General features: G+C 39.7%; 14 protein-coding genes. 6 read left to right on the top strand and 8 right to left on the bottom strand.

The window, feature by feature from the left end; all coding sequences use genetic code 11:
* Positions 1–96: 96 nt before the first annotated feature.
* The 8 genes from B9T28_RS05825 to rplU all read right to left on the bottom strand — a co-directional run bounded on the left by B9T28_RS05825 (position 97) and on the right by rplU (position 7,544).
* Positions 97–576, bottom strand: a complete 480-nt coding sequence (locus B9T28_RS05825) for a tRNA (cytidine(34)-2'-O)-methyltransferase (protein WP_086202990.1) — start codon at positions 574–576, stop codon at positions 97–99.
* 38 nt (positions 577–614) lie between these two features.
* On the bottom strand, positions 615–1,991 hold the full coding sequence (gene cysG, locus B9T28_RS05830; RefSeq protein WP_086202991.1) for a siroheme synthase CysG: 1,377 nt from the start codon (positions 1,989–1,991) through the stop codon (positions 615–617).
* A gap of 90 nt (positions 1,992–2,081) precedes the next feature.
* Positions 2,082–3,353, bottom strand: coding sequence for a serine--tRNA ligase (serS, locus tag B9T28_RS05835; protein WP_086202992.1), 1,272 nt, complete (start codon positions 3,351–3,353; stop codon positions 2,082–2,084).
* Positions 3,354–3,484: 131 nt separating this feature from the next.
* Positions 3,485–4,258 (bottom strand): RsiV family protein, encoded by a 774-nt coding sequence (locus B9T28_RS05840; protein ID WP_086202993.1) that lies wholly within the window; start codon positions 4,256–4,258, stop codon positions 3,485–3,487.
* Between the two features lie 121 nt (positions 4,259–4,379).
* A complete protein-coding gene (locus B9T28_RS05845) occupies positions 4,380–5,876 on the bottom strand; it encodes a carotenoid oxygenase family protein (protein WP_252053500.1) in 1,497 nt (498 codons plus the stop codon).
* Between the two features lie 161 nt (positions 5,877–6,037).
* Positions 6,038–6,733: an outer membrane lipoprotein periplasmic chaperone LolA gene (gene lolA, locus B9T28_RS05850; RefSeq protein ID WP_086202994.1), complete on the bottom strand. Its 696-nt coding sequence runs from the start codon at positions 6,731–6,733 to the stop codon at positions 6,038–6,040.
* A 222-nt stretch (positions 6,734–6,955) separates the two neighbouring features.
* Positions 6,956–7,213, bottom strand: a complete 258-nt coding sequence (rpmA, locus tag B9T28_RS05855; RefSeq protein ID WP_086202995.1) for a 50S ribosomal protein L27 — start codon at positions 7,211–7,213, stop codon at positions 6,956–6,958.
* 19 nt (positions 7,214–7,232) lie between these two features.
* Positions 7,233–7,544: a 50S ribosomal protein L21 gene (gene rplU, locus B9T28_RS05860; protein ID WP_004651211.1), complete on the bottom strand. Its 312-nt coding sequence runs from the start codon at positions 7,542–7,544 to the stop codon at positions 7,233–7,235.
* Between the two features lie 407 nt (positions 7,545–7,951).
* Between rplU and sdsA the strand changes: the two genes are divergently transcribed.
* The 6 genes from sdsA (at position 7,952) to adeK (ending at position 17,720) form a co-directional block, all read left to right on the top strand.
* The gene (sdsA, locus tag B9T28_RS05865; protein ID WP_086202996.1) at positions 7,952–8,929 is read left to right on the top strand and encodes an All-trans-nonaprenyl-diphosphate synthase; all 978 of its coding nucleotides are present in this window, start codon (positions 7,952–7,954) and stop codon (positions 8,927–8,929) included.
* A gap of 21 nt (positions 8,930–8,950) precedes the next feature.
* Positions 8,951–10,990, top strand: a complete 2,040-nt coding sequence (locus B9T28_RS05870; RefSeq protein WP_213032968.1) for a site-specific recombinase — start codon at positions 8,951–8,953, stop codon at positions 10,988–10,990.
* 173 nt (positions 10,991–11,163) lie between these two features.
* On the top strand, positions 11,164–11,778 hold the full coding sequence (locus B9T28_RS05875) for a phosphatase PAP2 family protein (RefSeq protein ID WP_143222596.1): 615 nt from the start codon (positions 11,164–11,166) through the stop codon (positions 11,776–11,778).
* Between the two features lie 21 nt (positions 11,779–11,799).
* Positions 11,800–13,062 carry an efflux RND transporter periplasmic adaptor subunit gene (locus B9T28_RS05880; RefSeq protein WP_086202998.1) on the top strand — a complete coding sequence of 421 codons (1,263 nt, stop codon included), beginning with the start codon at positions 11,800–11,802 and terminating at the stop codon, positions 13,060–13,062.
* A 12-nt stretch (positions 13,063–13,074) separates the two neighbouring features.
* On the top strand, positions 13,075–16,254 hold the full coding sequence (adeJ, locus tag B9T28_RS05885; RefSeq protein ID WP_086202999.1) for a multidrug efflux RND transporter permease subunit AdeJ: 3,180 nt from the start codon (positions 13,075–13,077) through the stop codon (positions 16,252–16,254).
* Positions 16,254–17,720: a multidrug efflux RND transporter AdeIJK outer membrane channel subunit AdeK gene (gene adeK / locus B9T28_RS05890; RefSeq protein WP_086203000.1), complete on the top strand. Its 1,467-nt coding sequence runs from the start codon at positions 16,254–16,256 to the stop codon at positions 17,718–17,720. Before adeJ ends, adeK begins: the two co-directional genes overlap by 1 nt.
* The last annotated feature ends 96 nt before the right edge of the window (positions 17,721–17,816 follow it).

Raw genomic sequence — 17,816 nt, forward strand, 5'->3', positions numbered from 1 at the left:
AAAAAAGGCGCTTAATGCGCCTTTTTTATGCAATATAAATTTTCATATACACATAAAAATGCTCTCCTCAGAGCATATTTAAATGACTAAATTGGGTTATTTTAATTCAGCGAAACCTTGTTGACGCCATGCTTCATACAAAATCACAGCTGTCGCATTGGATAAGTTCAAACTGCGTGAATTCGCTGCCATAGGCAAACAAATCCAATGTTTTTCTGGGAACATCATACGGACACTTTCAGGAAGACCACGTGTTTCAGGCCCCATCAACAATGCCACTGGACGGTTTAAATTTGAAGTATGTGGCGTTTCAGAACCTTTAGTTGTTAACGGATAAATCGCATCATTTTCAATGCCATGCTCTTTTAAGAAAGCCAAACAATCAGCAAAGTTTTCCCACACTTTCATATGCGCCCACTCATGATAATCCAATCCTGCACGTCTAAGCCTTTTATCATCCAGTTCAAAACCTAATGGCTTGACCAAATGCAACTGAGCTCCTGTATTCGCGCATAAACGGATGATATTCCCAGTATTTGCAGGAATTTCGGGTTCGTATAAAACAACATGAATCACAAGATTTCTCTACTCTTTCAATGCAACTGGGCTTGAATTTAGCCCTGCCACTGTAATTGTTCACGTAAGCTCACGACCTCACCAATAATGGTCAATGTCGGTGCTTGAATTTGATGTTCTGAAACTTTAGATGCAATATCAGCCAAAGTCCCCACCACCACTTTTTGCTCAGGTGTCGTGCCTTTAGAGATTAATGCTACTGGCATATCTGGACGTTGCCCATGTGCAATCAATTGTTGGCAAATTTTCTCTAATCCAACCAAGCCCATATACAACACCAAAGTTTGATTTGCATAGACCAATTCATGCCACGGCAACTCAGGTGAACCTTCTTTTAAATGACCAGTAAGAAACCGTACACTTTGTGCATAATCGCGGTGCGTGAGAGGAATACCAGCATAAGCGGAACAGCCTGAAGCAGCAGTAATTCCCGGCACAACTTGAAAGCCAATACCCGAGGCGAATAATTCTTGGATTTCTTCACCACCCCGCCCAAAAATAAATGGATCACCGCCTTTTAAGCGACACACACGTTTGCCTTGTTCGGCATATTTAACCAAAAGTGCATTAATACCTTCTTGTGGCACAGCATGATTAGAACGTGCTTTCCCCACATAAATTTTTTCAGCATCACGGCGGCATAAATCTAAAATGGGTTGCGACACCAAACGATCATAGATCACCACATCGGCTTGTTGCATCAAACGTAATGCTTTCAGTGTCAGTAGCTCAGGATCACCTGGCCCTGCACCAACTAAACAAACCTCACCTTTCGGTGTTTTCCATTGTTGCAAAGCTTGCTCAATCAACTCATCTGCAACAGAAATTTTGTCATTAAATACTTGTTCTTTGAGTGGACTCGCATACAAATCCTCCCAAAAAATACGGCGTTCATCGGGGTTTATAATTTTTTCTTTAACCGCAGCACGCCATTTACCTGAAAACTCAGCCAGTTTGCCCATACCATGTGGAATAGTTGCTTCAAGTTGAGTCCGAATCTGGCGGGATAAAACTGGCGATGTACCATTGGTTGCTATAGAAACCACTAAAGGAGAACGATCAACAATCGCGGGTACCATAAAACGACAATGTGGTGGATCGTCCACACTATTCACCAATACATTTTCAGCTTCACAGGCTTCGAAAACTTGGATATTGGTCGCTTTGTCATTGGTTGCTGCAATCACCAAACGATAATTGCGGAGTCGAATATCTGGGCTAAAAGGTACTTGAACATATTGCCCTTGACTGGCAATTACAATCTCAAGTAAAGAATTTTCAATTTCAGGTGCAACCACATCAATGATTGCCCCTGCTTTCGCCAAAAGTATTGCCTTACGATAAGCAATACGCCCACCACCAACAATCAGACAAGGTTGCTGTTGCAACTTTAAAGAGATTGGAAAAATATCCACAAACTACCTCAATATTTTAGATCTGATTGTCTTAAGCAATTTTCATGCACAAAATTGTGCTGCACATTAATTTATTCATTAATTCATAAATTAATCAATAAAAGTTGCACCACCCATATATGGACGAAGTACTTCAGGAATTTCAATTGAGCCATCTGCACGTTGATAGTTTTCCATCACTGCCAACAAAGTACGCCCCACAGCCAAACCAGAACCATTTAAAGTATGCACTAGCTCTGTTTTCTTTTGGTCTACACGGTAGCGTGCCAACATACGGCGTGCTTGGAAATCACCCATGCATGAACAGCTTGAAATTTCACGATAGGTATTTTGGCTCGGCACCCAAACTTCTAAATCGTAAGTTTTGATTGCACCAAAGCCCATATCACCACCACATAAGATGATTTTACGATACGGTAAACCGAGTGCCTGTAAAATACCTTCGGCATGCCCTGTTAAATCTTCAAGTGCTTGCATTGATGTTTCAGGTTTAACAATTTGCACCATTTCAACTTTGTCGAACTGATGTTGACGAATTAAACCACGAGTATCACGACCATAAGAACCAGCTTCGCTACGGAAACAAGGTGTGTGCGCTGCATACTTCAACGGTAAGCGATCTGCATCAATAATTTCATTGCGCACAAAATTGGTCACTGGAACTTCAGCAGTCGGAATTAAATAATATTCTTTTTCGCCCTGAATTTTGAATAAATCTTCTTCAAATTTAGGCAACTGCCCCGTACCACGCAAAGAATCTGCATTGACTAAATAAGGTACATACGCTTCGGTATAACCATTTTTAAGTGTGTGTGTATCCAACATGAATTGAGTCAAAGCACGTTGTAAACGCGCCAATGGGCCTTTAAGTACGCTAAAACGTGTACCCGTCAATTTAGTTGCAGTCTCAAACTCAAGACCACCCATCATTTCACCAAGGTCGGTATGATCTTTAACATCAAAATCAAATTGACGTGGTGTACCCCATGTTAAGATTTCAACGTTATCACTTTCATCTTTACCTTCTGGTACAGATTCATGCGGCAAATTGGGAATAGATAAAGATTTTGCTTCAATCTCTGCTTGCAGTTCATGCAATGCAGCCTCAGCAGCTTTTATTTCATCACCAATCGCACCCATACGTGCCATGATTTCTGAAGCATCGCCACCAGATTTTTTAATTTGGCCTACTTGCTTAGCACCCGAATTACGTTCCGCTTGTAAAGCTTCAGTTTTGGACTGAATATCTTTACGGTGAGCTTCTAGAGATGCCCACTCGTTTACATCAAGTTGCACACCACGTTTTGCTAAGGCTAAATTTACAGCCTCAATATTATTTCTGAGTAATTTTGGGTCAATCATAGCCAATCTTTAAGAAAGAAAAAAACTGACGATAGTGTAAGCTCTTAGCACTTAAAAATACAGTGAAAGAGCAATTCACAGGTTATGTTTCGAATAATAAGACGACAATTTTTAAGTTTGAGGTTTAAAAATTACGGATTACTATATTCTGGCAAACTTGGTAAATACTCGGTTTTAACCAAGTCTTTCGCCATAACATAAGGAAGCGTCAACTCAGACATGCCTTCTGCATAAGAAGCAAGTTCATACAATGGATAAACAAAGACTATACCGTTAACCCCAAAGTAATAGTTATCACTCAATTGCAATTTAGCACGTTCAATATTGTGCTGTTGCAACCAATTCATGTTGGCTTCATAGAGCACATCGGCTACTTTCGCTTCAACATTCGGTTTTAAAATATCAGTTAATGCTAAACGTTTATGCGTAGTCAAATCGAATGTCACAAATTCTTGATGCGACATACCATGCGCAGCACCTGCACTATAAATATAAGACTGAATTGCAAAGGTCGCTAAATTATAATGTTGTGCAATGAATTGCACATAAATTGTATTTTGATTCAAGCCTTTCTGGGTATCTACTTCTGTGCGTGCTTTTGCATCAACCGCAAAAGCATCTGGAACATCTTTTTTAATGCGATTTAAAAAATAACTGTCAATCCACGGGACACCGGTTTGAATCGTTTGCAAATCATACTGTGTACAGCCATCCTCATCACAGTATTGCTTTTTGGAAAGTTCAACACGAGTCACTTTGGCTTGAATTAATGGAATTGTATTTTGTTTTTCTTCGGTAACCGTCTTGACCTGCGGTGCAGGCTTCTCCTGACAGCCAGCCATTAAAACTACAGCGACAGATATCGGAACTGCCCAAAACCATGGTTTCATTACATGTTGTGTCATTTTATTTTCAAACCTTATTACCCTTACCTAGCCCATGCACTATACAAAGCTCTGTAACTCAATGAAATTTAAAAATGTATCTTGAGTAAATAAATTCAAAATTTAAGGCTAAATCCTGACCTTATTGAGGAAAATCCACCCAATTCCCATGAAACCCCAATGGAACACGCACACCCAACTCAATTTCAGCGTGTAATTGCATCTCGGTACCATGCACTTTCAAAATGACAACCTTACTGGGTAAAGCATCAAGATGATGTACATAGGACATTAAGTACCCCACACCTTCCAAGCTCAGCTTGGATTCAGGAATAAAAATAACCTCACCTGTCATCCACTCTTCTCCAAAAGAATACGTGGTTAAGCGTTGCTCTAAGACATCATGACAACGCAATTGATTTGCTGCTGTCATTTTCTTTTCATCAAAACTCACTGTGTAAATATAGCGATGCATCTCACCGGTATAACGCTCATCAATTCGAGGGAATTCTTGTGCTTGAGCATCAATAACGTTACGTTGAATTGAAAGTGCTTTTAAATCAATAACCCAGCGTTCTAATTGTGCTTTTTGCTGTTCAAATGGGCCTTGCTGAGACTGCTTGAACATGTGTTGATGTACCACAAGATCAACAACAATCTGGTTTTTCTCATTTCGATAAGCATTAGCAGCATGAAAAACAAAGCATGGCGTGATATCAATCCACTGAATTTCATTCGCTTGACCAAATTTAGGCAACACTCCAATTCGAGCTTGATGTTGATCATTCCAACAATAAGGTAGACTACTTCCTTTCAAGAGCTGCGCTACAGAAAAAGTGACTGGCAAATCAAAAATTAAAATATCCGTTGCTGTGATGGCGCAGTCATGAATCATTGGACCATGCTTTACAGGAATTTTTACAAAATGAATTAAATATCCATCTTGATCTAAAACCTCATAATAAGCATGCCGAAGATCTAATGCATCATAACAAATCGCATGTAAATACCCTGTTTGATTGTCTTTATGCGGATGCGCAGTAAAAGGTAAATCTGCATCTGTATTAAAAAATTGATGTGTTTCCGTATTTAAATCTAAGTCTAAACGCGCAGGAAAAGTACCCGCTTCAATTAATGCCCAAATCTTATTGGCATGAAAAACCACATTGGTATTCACCACACCATTTGATCCACGGCGAAAGCCATTTTTTAGAGGCAGTTGCTTAGTGTGCTGTACCACATCCGTTTCAATGAAACAGCTTTTAAAACTGATCGCTCGTCCATTTTCAATACGTAAAACATGCAACATTCCATCACCAACAAACCAATGATAAAGCGATGGATTTCCCACATGTATCGGATTTGGTCCAATTCTAAGCAACATTCCATTGAGCTGTGGTGGAATTTCACCATAAACATTTAAATCAAACTGCTCGACTTCAGTGACAGGTGCAAAAACACCCTCTAAATAGGGATTACTTCCCTGATGTTGAGGCTTTCTGTGTAACCAATGCATCCCTTTTTGCATGATACTTTGTCGAAACAGGTTAAGTTTTGATTTCAGCGGGGTCATTCGTGGATAGTCCGTGATTAATCTATTTTCATTATTTTTGAAGTGATTATTATTTTCAGCAGCCATTAAATCCAACCTATTATTCTTGTATTAATTTATATCCTCATAAAGTTTATCTCGACATAAAAGATACATTTTGTTTTTTTAGATTAATGGTTTTTGATTGACTTAAACATAAAAAAAGCAACCCGAAGGTTGCTTTAAAAATATCAGCATAGTGCAATATTTTACTGATCAATAATATCGGTACCTTTAGGCGGCACAAAATTAAAAATGCTTGCAGGAATCGCTGAATTAACTTTCACATTATTAAATTTCACAGTAGTCGTTTGACCCAGCGAATCTTGGAGCACCATTAAATTTGGCGTATTTTGAGCACCAAAGCTAATCGTTAGACTTTGGAAAGCACCATCTTTCTGCTTAGGATACAAAGTATAATAGGTCTTGGTCGCATTCGGTTGAGTAATACGATATGCCTGCATAATTTGCGAAGTATTACCACTTAATAATAAAGCAGGTGTGTTGGCTACTTGGTCATCTAAGCTTTGGCGGACTGCTTGCTGTAGATCTGGATCATAAATCCAAACGGTTTGACCTGTGGTAATAATGGTTTGTTTTGCTGGAGATGCTATTTCCCAATAAAACTTACCTGGGCGTGCAACTTTCATCACACCTTTAAAAGTTTGATTCATATGCTGAGCAGATAAACCTTTCTTTTGTGGAGCTTTACCACCACTCGTCACCTGAGTCGTTTGTTCAAAATTTGCCGTTAGACTTTTAATACCACCTAACTGTTTAACAAGGTTTGCTGTTGCTTGTTGCTCCGATGCAGCAGTTGCCGCAAAAACATTAGTGCTCATTACAGGTGCAAGCATTACTGCACTCATTGCGACAGCAGCCATCGTTTTACGAAGCATATTCATAGGTTCACCTTTTATCTATTTGCTCAAGTGCAATTTATTTAATGTCTCATCTTAAACCAAATTTAATTGCTAATAATTGAGAATATAAGAAGTTTTGTATTTTTATTGCTGTCAATTGTAGAAATTCATCCATCATGATGAAGACATTTCCACCTTGAATACCTATTTTTCTCAATAAAAAACCCGCAAAAAATGCGGGTTTTTTTTTAAAAAAATTAAAACTTATGCAGTTTCAACTTTTACGTAGCGACGGCCAAACTGACCTTTCACTTCGAATTTGATCACGCCATCAGCAGTAGCAAATAAAGTATGGTCACGGCCCATACCTACGTTTGCACCAGCGTGGAATTCTGTACCACGTTGACGAACGATGATGTTACCAGCAGTCACAGATTGACCACCGTACATTTTAACACCTAACATTTTAGGGTTTGAGTCACGACCATTTCGTGTCGATCCACCGGCTTTTTTAGTTGCCATGTCTATTTACTCCTCGTAATTAGCCTGAAATAGCTGTAATTTTCAACTCAGTGAACCATTGACGGTGACCTTGTTGTTTACGATAGTGCTTACGACGACGCATTTTAACAATACGAATTTTGTCGTGACGACCATGGCTAACTACTTCAGCAGTTACTGTAGCACCAGCAACAACTGGAGCACCAATTTGAATGCTTTCACCGTTTACAAGCATTAATACGTCATCAAACGTAATAGTTGCGCCTGTTTCAGCTTTCAACAATTCTACTTTAAGGGTTTCACCCTCAACAACACGGTGCTGTTTACCACCGCTTTGGATTACTGCGTACATAATGTACTCCAAACTAGCCCGTGTCGTCGTGCCGATACTGGAATATATCGATCTTAATACGAACGCCACTGGGAGTTATATAAGGGCAAAGATTTTAAGTGATAATTAATTAAACAACAAGTAATTTTGGCTATTTATTAACATCTAGGTCAAATATTTATAGCTGAATGCTATTTTACAAAATTTGATATCTGTTTCTCATCAATTTTTATAAAAATTGAAATAGATTTTTAAAACAAATCGGCTACTATGTAGTGCAAAAGAATGACGCTGCACTCATTTTTGGATAAATTCAATACAAATCATTAAGATTCGTAAACGTATCTGTTTGTATAAATTACATGACTTGATATTAATTGTTACACTACTCATCAAATTGAATACATTTGCAAGAGGACTCCTTTCACATGACCATCGATTTTAAGCAAGATATTCTCGCCCCTGTTGCCACTGACTTTGCTGCGATGGACAAGCTTATTAATGAAGGCATTAGCTCGAAAGTTGCCCTTGTAATGTCGGTCAGTAAGCATGTGGTTGAAGCAGGTGGAAAGCGTATGCGTCCCATCATGTGCTTATTGGCAGCGCATATTTGCGAAGAACCCAATTTAGTCAATGCTCAAAAGTTGGCTGCGATTATTGAAATGTTGCACACTGCAACGCTGGTGCATGATGATGTGGTCGATGAGTCGGGCTTACGTCGTGGTCGTCCGACTGCAAATGCCACATGGAATAATCAAACTGCTGTGCTTGTCGGTGACTTCTTAATTTCTCGTGCTTTCGATTTGTTGGTCGATTTAAACAATATGGTCTTACTTAAAGACTTTTCCACAGGGACTTGTGAAATTGCAGAAGGTGAAGTTTTACAACTGCAAGCGCAACATCAACCTGATACAGATGAAGCCACTTATTTAAGTATTATTCATGGAAAAACGTCACGCTTATTTGAATTAGCAACAGAAGGTGCTGCGATTCTGGCAGGTAAACATGAATACCGTGAACCATTACGTTTATTCGCTGGCCATTTTGGTAATGCGTTCCAAATTATCGATGATATTTTAGATTACACCTCAGATGCGGAAACATTAGGTAAAAATATTGGTGATGATTTAATGGAAGGTAAACCAACCTTGCCACTCATCTCTGCCTTACAGAATACAACGGGTGAAGAACACGCCATCGTCCGTAAAAGTATCGCAACTGGCGGTATCGCAGACTTAGATCGTGTTATTGAAATCGTCAATAGTTCTGGTGCACTAGATTATTGTCGCCAACGTGCCCATGAAGAAACCACATCGGCTCTTAACGCTTTACAACAATTACCTGAAAGTGACTATCGTCAAGCACTACATAATTTGGCACAACTTGCCTTACATCGAATTCAATAAATTGAAGTTACTTTTTTGCCTATGCATATAATTTTTAATGATCTCTTCCAGAACATGCAGGAACAGCTTGAAATACCTCAAGCGGTTCCTGATGAAAACATCCTCATTGAACTGGTAAAGCGTATACGACCAGAAGACATTAACAATTCAGATGAATCCAATAAAAAATTTAAATCACTCATTCAAGCTTTATTAATTTCACCCAATGCCGCGTCCAATTTTCAAGGCTATTTACTCAAACTAATTAATCACTATAAACAAGCCAATTTATATGCTGACAGTGGCATTTTGTCTTTAGATGGGTTTTGGAATCAACTTGGGCAACGTTTAGGTGCGCATTTTCTACCTTTACTCAAAGATGAATCTGATCTTGGCTATTTAGTTGCTAAAGTCTTTTGCTTAAAAACGGATATAGAATGGTTAGATCAAATTGATGAAAATTTATGGATTCAGCTTTTTCAACTATTAGATCTGGGTCATAGCTTTCAGCATGAAAAGTTAGATATTCAACGTGAAATCATCAAAGCAATTACCGTTTTATCTTACCGAATTAGTGGTATTGGTCTATATCCTGAATTCATTAATGCTCAACCTGAGTTGACCGAATATGAGTCGCCATTTTTAGTCCAAAATCGTGAAATTATAGAATTCATCGAATCCTACAAAAAAATAGCCCAAAATCGTGACAATATGCATGTCATTGCACCACCCAATGCAGACCAAGCTTTGGTCATGATTGAACAATGTCGTGATATTGTTTTCAAAGTTAGACGTGCAATCAAACGTATTGGTGTCAGTTTAAGTTTGACCTACTTATTGGCATTACTTGAGCAATGTTTAGATCGTATTGAGCTACTTTTAAATATCGTCATTAAAGATCCTCAAATTCGCTATCAGTCCTTTGCAACATTATTAAAAGACGTCGTGGATGCTCACTACAGTGAAACGAGTGTGCGTGAATTACTCAAAGCCAATAGCGAACTGATTGCCTTACAAGTCACCGAAAATGCTAGTAAAACGGGTGAACACTATGTAAGTACCGATAAACAAGGATTTCTTGGCATGTATTTCGCGGCGGCTGGTGCAGGCGTGATTATTGCCATCATGGCGACTTTAAAAATACTGGCCAGTCGATTAATTCTGGCGCCATTAATGCAAGCTTTCATTTATAGCATGAATTATTCCTTGGGATTTATGCTCATCCATGTGTTGCATTTTACCGTGGCCACCAAGCAACCAGCAATGACAGCCGCAGCTTTAGCCTCTACTGTTCAACATCAAAAAGGCTCTAAAACTGCTCAAATTGCTGAGCTTGCTGGGTTAATTATTAATATTATTCGAACACAATTTATTGCGATTTTAGGCAATATTTCAATTGCCATTCCAACAGCTGCACTCATTACCTACCTTTGGCAAGCGGTCATGTTTGAGCCTTTACTCACACATACCAAAGCAACAGCACTGTTACATAGTCTAAATCCTTTCAGCTCTTTAGCCATTTTTCATGCAGCAATTGCTGGGGTCTGCTTATTTTTATCTGGTTTAATTGCTGGTTATTTTGACAATATGGCAGTTTATCGCAAAGTAGGCCCACGCTTAAAGGCCCATCCAAAACTCAAACGAATGATGGGGCAACCTCGGTTAAATTCATTTGCAGACTATATCGAGCGGAACCTGGGTGCATTGGCAGGTAACTTCTTATTTGGAATGATGCTCGGCAGTATGGGAACCATTGGTTTTATTTTAGGTTTACCACTGGATATCCGCCATATTGCTTTTGCATCAGCAAACTTTATACAAGGTTTAATAAGCATTAATGGTGCACCCGATATAGGCTTAATCATCGTGTCCTTTTTAGGCGTCATGCTCATTGGTCTTACTAACCTTTTTGTCAGTTTCACCCTCACCATTATTGTAGCTTTAAGAGCAAGACGAGTCCGTTTTGAACAATGGAAACCTCTAGCAAAATTGGTCTTAACACACTTCGTGACACGACCACTCGATTTCTTTTGGCCGCCTCAACAACCATTAAAAATTGAAGATGAAAATTCGACACAATAAAAATTAAATCATTAGATTTTTGTTATTTTTTGTGCAATTTCTTACAGGTTTTTGAAAATGAAATTAGTATAAATTAGCTATTTATACTGACTTGAAAAAAAGTGTACTGACAAGTACACTTCGGGGCATCAATTATTCTCAGTCAAAGCAATGAATATAATCAAGGTGGTTTAATGCCTTATTTACTCCTATTTATCGGCTGTATTGGATTAATTTTCAGCAGTATTGGCTTGCATACTCCTTATATCCAACACTTTGATAATTTTGCTGTTGAATGGATAAGTTTACATCGTTCATCTTTTTTGAATGATTTTAGTGTAAGTTTATCTTATATCGGAGGATTACCTGCCACATTACTTATATGTGGTAGTTGGTGTTTATATCTTTTTTGGCAAAAAAAAATTGCGAACATTCTGTTTATTTGCTTAGGCATTTCAGGAAGTGTAGTACTAGGTTGGTCATTAAAATATTTAGTAGATCGGCCTAGACCCGATACTATATATCAAATGGTTAACACCTATGGTGCTTCTTTCCCAAGTGCGCATAGTCTTTATGCAGCTGTACTGGCAAGTTTAGTCATATTTATATTTTATAAACGTGCACATGCTAAGTTAATCAATGCTCTTGCCTGTTTATGGTGCTTGAGTATGGGGTTTTCAAGAGTTTATCTTGGAGCACATTTCCCTACAGATGTGATTGCAGGCTGGGGTATCGGTTTTATATGGATCGCTTTACTGTGGTTAATAATTTCGCGATCTTTATTGAGAAAACAAATTAATGTTAGATAAAAATCTAAACGAGGTGGAACAATGATGTCGGCAAAGCTTTGGGCTCCTGCCCTTACTGCTTGTGCTTTAGCAACAAGTATTGCACTTGTGGGTTGCAGCAAAGATCCAAAACAAGCACAGCAAGGTGCTGCTGCCCAAAAAATGCCGCCTACAGAAGTTGGTGTCATTGTTGCTCAACCACAAAGTATTGAACAAACAGTTGAACTGTCGGGTCGAACTTCGGCATATCAAATTTCTGAAGTCCGTCCTCAAACAAGCGGTGTCATTTTAAAACGCTTGTTTACTGAGGGGAGCTTTGTACGCGAAGGTCAGCCTCTTTATGAAATTGACGCTGGAATCAATCGCGCGAATGCAGACAGTGCTAAAGCTGCACTTGCTCGCCAACAAGCGAATTTAAATGCATTACAAGTGAAAGCAAATCGTTATCGCCAATTGATCGGAATTAATGCCGTATCAAAACAAGAGTATGATGATTTAGCTGCACAAGTAAAACTTGCTGAAGCAGATGTTGCTGCATCACAAGCTGCTTTGAAAAGTGCTCAAATTGATTTAGGTTATTCAACTGTTCGCTCTCCAATTTCAGGTCAATCTGGTCGTTCTACCGTAACTGCTGGCGCATTAGTGACTGCAAATCAAGCCAATGCTTTGGTGACGATTCAACAACTTGATCCAATTTATGTCGATATTAACCAGTCAAGCACTGAGTTACTTCGTCTAAGACAACAACTGAGCCAAGGTAGTATTGATCGCAGCAATAACACCAAAGTTCGTTTAAAACTTGAAGATGGTACGAACTATCCAGTGGAAGGTAATCTTGCATTTTCTGATGCAAGTGTAAATCCAGATACTGGTACCATTACTTTACGTGCAGTTTTTTCAAATCCGAACCATTTATTGCTTCCAGGTATGTTTGCCAATGCACAAATTGTGCAAGGTATCATTCCAAATGCCATATTAGTTCCACAAGCAGCAATTACTCGTACCCCAACGGGTCAAGCAATGGCAATGATTGTCAATGCAAAAGGAGCTGTTGAACCTCGTCCTGTAACGACTTCTGGTGCACAAGGTCAAAACTGGATCATCACCCAAGGCTTACAGACGGGCGATAAAATCATTGTCGATGGTATTGCGAAAGTAAAACCTGAACAACAGGTTGTCACTAAACCGTATCAACCAGCGGCTGCACCACAAGATCAACCTACGACAGGTACAAAACAAGCGAATGCTGCTCAACCAGCACCAGAAGCAAAAATGCCTGAACAAAAATCTACTTCACACGCATAAGGGGTAGACTAAATGGCTCAATTTTTTATTCATCGCCCTATTTTTGCATGGGTGATTGCACTGGTTATTATGTTGGCAGGTATTCTTACGCTAACTAAAATGCCGATTGCACAATACCCAACTATTGCACCTCCGACGGTCACTATTGCTGCGACTTATCCTGGTGCATCTGCTGCAACTGTTGAAAATACAGTTACGCAAATTATTGAACAACAAATGAACGGCCTAGATGGCTTACGTTATATCTCATCGAATAGTGCGGGTAACGGTCAGGCATCTATTCAATTGAACTTTGAGCAAGGGGTCGATCCTGATATTGCACAAGTCCAAGTTCAAAATAAATTACAATCTGCAACTGCACTTTTACCTGCAGACGTACAACGTCAAGGTGTAAAAGTTACCAAATCAGGTGCAAGTTTTTTACAGGTCATTGCTTTTTATTCACCGGACGAAAGCCTCTCCGCTGATGATATTAAAGACTATGTAAACTCTAATATTTCTGACCCACTGAGCCGTGTTGAAGGCGTGGGCGAAGTACAAGTGTTTGGTGGTTCTTATGCTATGCGTATTTGGCTAGACCCTGCAAAAATGACCAGTTTACAAATCACGCCTAGTGATGTTGCAGCAGCAATTCGTGCGCAAAATGCGCAAGTTGCGGTTGGTCAGCTAGGCGGAGCACCCGCTGTTGAAGGCCAAGTACTGAATGCAACAATTAATGCACAAAGTATGTTGCAAACACCTGAACAGTTTAAAAATATATTTTTAAAAAATACGGTGAGCGGTGCTCAAGTCCGTATCGGCGATATTGCCCGTGTTGAACTTGGTGCGGATAACTATCAATTTGATTCTAAATATAATGGTAAACCTGCAGGTGGTGTTGCAATTAAACTTGCAACAGGCGCCAACGCCTTAAATACAGCCAAAGCAGTTGAAGCGCGTTTAGTTGATTTACGTAAAAACTATCCAACAGGTATGAAAGACCAATTGGCCTTTGATACAACACCGTTCATTAAACTGTCGATTGAAAGTGTCGTACATACCCTAATCGAAGCAATTATCCTTGTATTCATTGTCATGTTCTTGTTCTTACAGAACTGGCGTGCAACGATTATTCCGACACTTGCAGTACCTGTTGTCGTATTGGGTACTTTTGCAGTTATTAATGTTTTTGGTTTTTCAATTAATACATTAACCATGTTTGCCATGGTTCTCGCCATTGGTCTACTGGTCGATGATGCGATTGTTGTCGTTGAAAACGTTGAACGAGTGATGCAAGAAGATCATCTCGATCCTGTTGCAGCAACTGAAATATCAATGAAACAGATTTCCGGTGCGTTGGTTGGTATTACCAGTGTATTGTCTGCAGTATTCGTACCTATGGCATTTTTTGGTGGAACAACGGGGGTAATTTATCGTCAGTTTTCTATCACACTGGTCACCGCAATGGTACTCTCGTTAATCATTGCATTAACATTTACCCCTGCACTGTGTGCAACCTTATTAAAGCCACATGATCCAAATAAAGAATCAAGTAATAATATTTTTGCTCGCTTCTTCCGTTGGTTCAACAGCAGCTTCGAAAAAACAGCACAGAAGTATAAAAACGGTGTAAACCGTATGACACACCATAAGGTCTTCTCTGGTGTAATTTATGTGGCAGTTATTGGTGTATTGGTCGTTCTGTTTAAAATACTGCCTTCTTCATTCTTACCAGAAGAAGATCAAGGTGCCGTCCTGACACTAGTACAACTACCACCAAATGCAACATTAGATCGTACAGGTAAAACCATTGATACAATGACCGACTTTTTCTTACATCAAGAAAAAGATACTGTTCAATCTGTATTCAGTGTTACTGGTTTCTCTTTCACTGGTGTCGGTCAAAATGCTGGACTTGCATTCATTCGTTTGAAAGACTGGAAAGACCGTACAACGCCTGAGCAACAAATTGGCGCTCTCATTAAGCGTGGTATGGCTTTAAATATGATCATCAAAGATGCGACATATGTCATGCCTTTACAGCTTCCTGCAATGCCTGAATTGGGTGTGACTGCTGGTTTTAACTTGCAACTTAAAGATGCAGGTGGCCTAGGACACGAAAAACTCATTGCGGCACGTAATGCAATTTTAGGTATGGCTGCTCAAGACAAGCGTCTTGCTGGTGTTCGTCCAAATGGTCAAGAAGATACACCTCAGTATCAAATCATGATTGATCAAGCACAAGCAGGTGCAATGGGCGTAAGTATTACCGAAATCAACTCAACCATGAGTATGGCTTGGGGTGGTTCGTATATTAACGACTTCATTGATCGTGGGCGTGTGAAAAGAGTCTATGTTCAAGGTGAAGCGAATACTCGCATGATGCCGGAAGATTTGAACAAGTGGTACGTCCGTAACAATCAAGGCACAATGGTTCCTTTCTCTGCTTTTGCAACAGGTAAATGGACTTATGGTTCGCCACGTTTAGAACGTTATAACGGTATTGCTTCTGTCAATCTGCAAGGTACACCTGCACCAGGTGTCAGTTCAGGTGATGCGATGAAAGCGATGGAAGAAATTATCGCTAAATTGCCATCTATGAATCTACCAGGCTTTGACTATGAATGGACTGGATTATCTTTAGAAGAACGTGAGTCTGGCGCTCAAGCTCCATTCCTGTATGCTCTTTCTTTATTGATTGTCTTCCTCTGCCTTGCTGCATTATATGAAAGTTGGTCAATTCCATTCTCTGTATTGCTTGTTGTTCCATTAGGTGTTGTCGGTGCCATGGTACTTACCTATCTAGGTATGACCCTTAAAGGTGATCCAAATCTTTCCAATAACATTTACTTCCAAGTCGCGATCATTGCAGTCATCGGTTTATCTGCCAAAAATGCGATCTTGATTGTAGAGTTTGCGAAGGAATTACAAGAAAAAGGTGAAGAGCTTTTTGAGGCAACATTACATGCTGCAAAAATGCGTTTACGTCCAATTATCATGACCACACTGGCCTTCGGTTTCGGCGTACTTCCTCTTGCTCTTGCAAGTGGTGCAGGTGCAGGTAGCCAACACTCTGTCGGTTACGGTGTACTTGGTGGCGTAATCAGCTCAACCCTTTTAGGAATCTTCTTTATTCCAGTATTCTTCGTCTGGATCCGTAGTATCTTTAAATATAAACCAAAGAACATTAACAATCAGGAGCAATCATCGTGATGCAAAAAATATGGTCTATTTCAGGTCGTAGCATTGCGGTATCTGCACTTGCGCTTGCTTTGACAGCTTGTCAAAGCATGCGTGGCCCAGAACCCGTAGCTCAAGCAAGTATTCCAGAAGGTTATTCAAGTAACACTTCTGGTACTTCAATTGCTGAACAAGGTTATAAAGACTTTTTTGCAGATCAGCGTTTATTACAAGTGATTGATCTTGCTGTCGCAAATAACCGCGATTTACGTACCGCAGCTTTGAATATTCAACGTGCCCAGCAACAATACCAAATCACTGAAAACAATCAGTTACCCACGATTGGTGCGAGTGGTGGCATATTACGTCAAGACACTGCAACGTCAAATGGTGCAAACACCGTTTATAATGTGGGTCTAGGCGTAACAGCTTACGAGCTTGACTTTTGGGGTCGTGTACGCAGTTTGAAAGACAATGCGCTGGATAACTTCTTAGCCACTGCAAGTGCACGTGATGCGACACAAATCGCATTAATTGGTCAAGTTGCTCAAGCATGGTTAAGTTATTCCTATGCTAATGCCAACTTGAAACTTGCTGATCAAACATTAAAAGCCCAACTTGAGTCTTATAACCTCAATAAAAAGCGTTTTGATGTCGGGATCGACAGTGAACTTCCAGTCCGTCAGGCGCAGATTTCTGTAGAAACAGCGCGCAATGATGTGGCGAACTATAAGACTCAGATTGCACAAGCCAAAAACTTACTCAATCTACTGGTAGGCCAACCTGTTCCAGACAACTTATTATCAAGTCAACGTGTAACCCGTATTACCAATGCATCTGCATTATCTGCGGGTTTACCAAGTGACTTGTTGAATAATCGTCCTGATGTACGTAGTGCTGAATATCAGTTGTCCGCTGCTGGTGCGAATATTGGTGCAGCTAAGGCACGCTTATTCCCAACCATTAGCTTAACAGGCTCTGCCGGTTATGCATCAACCGATTTAAGTAATTTGTTTAAAACTGGTGCATTCGTTTGGTCACTTGGGCCAAGTTTGGATATTCCACTTTGGGATTGGGGCACACGTAAAGCCAACATCAAAATTTCAGAAACAGATCAAAAAATTGCATTATCTGGCTATGAAAAATCACTACAATCGGCTTTCCGTGAAGTGAATGATGCTTTGGCTACACGCCAAAATATTGGTGATCGCTTATCTGCTCAGCGTCGCTTAGTCGATGCCACCAATACCACTTATAAACTAGCCAATGCACGTTTCCGTGCGGGTATTGATAGTTTTTTAACGGTATTGGATGCACAACGTTCATCTTATGCAGCTGAACAAGGTTTGTTATTACTTGAACAAGCTAACTTGAATAATCAAGTTGAACTGTATAAAACCTTAGGTGGCGGTGTAAAAACCAACACCACGGATCAAGTTATTCAACAACCTTCAAGTTCTGAGTTAAAACAACAAGCGCAGAGCCAAAACCCAAAATAATTTGATTTAAATTCTAAAGCTCACTTCGGTGGGCTTTTTTGTTGCCTTTGTGATTGTTTTTATCTATCTTCAATGACCGCCTTATTATTAATAATC

The organism is Acinetobacter silvestris, assembly GCF_002135235.1.
GTDB classification, from domain to species: Bacteria; Pseudomonadota; Gammaproteobacteria; order Pseudomonadales; family Moraxellaceae; genus Acinetobacter; species Acinetobacter silvestris.

Coding starts and splice junctions, on each gene's coding strand:
- adeK (WP_086203000.1), top strand. CDS start 16,254: ATGCAAAAAATATGGTCTATTTCAGGTCGTAGCATTGCGGTATCTGCA.
- B9T28_RS05880 (WP_086202998.1), top strand. CDS start 11,800: ATGATGTCGGCAAAGCTTTGGGCTCCTGCCCTTACTGCTTGTGCTTTA.
- B9T28_RS05840 (WP_086202993.1), bottom strand. CDS start 4,258: ATGACACAACATGTAATGAAACCATGGTTTTGGGCAGTTCCGATATCT.
- rpmA (WP_086202995.1), bottom strand. CDS start 7,213: ATGGCAACTAAAAAAGCCGGTGGATCGACACGAAATGGTCGTGACTCA.
- B9T28_RS05870 (WP_213032968.1), top strand. CDS start 8,951: ATGCATATAATTTTTAATGATCTCTTCCAGAACATGCAGGAACAGCTT.
- B9T28_RS05845 (WP_252053500.1), bottom strand. CDS start 5,876: ATGGCTGCTGAAAATAATAATCACTTCAAAAATAATGAAAATAGATTA.
- B9T28_RS05875 (WP_143222596.1), top strand. CDS start 11,164: ATGCCTTATTTACTCCTATTTATCGGCTGTATTGGATTAATTTTCAGC.
- sdsA (WP_086202996.1), top strand. CDS start 7,952: ATGACCATCGATTTTAAGCAAGATATTCTCGCCCCTGTTGCCACTGAC.
- rplU (WP_004651211.1), bottom strand. CDS start 7,544: ATGTACGCAGTAATCCAAAGCGGTGGTAAACAGCACCGTGTTGTTGAG.
- adeJ (WP_086202999.1), top strand. CDS start 13,075: ATGGCTCAATTTTTTATTCATCGCCCTATTTTTGCATGGGTGATTGCA.
- lolA (WP_086202994.1), bottom strand. CDS start 6,733: ATGAATATGCTTCGTAAAACGATGGCTGCTGTCGCAATGAGTGCAGTA.
- serS (WP_086202992.1), bottom strand. CDS start 3,353: ATGATTGACCCAAAATTACTCAGAAATAATATTGAGGCTGTAAATTTA.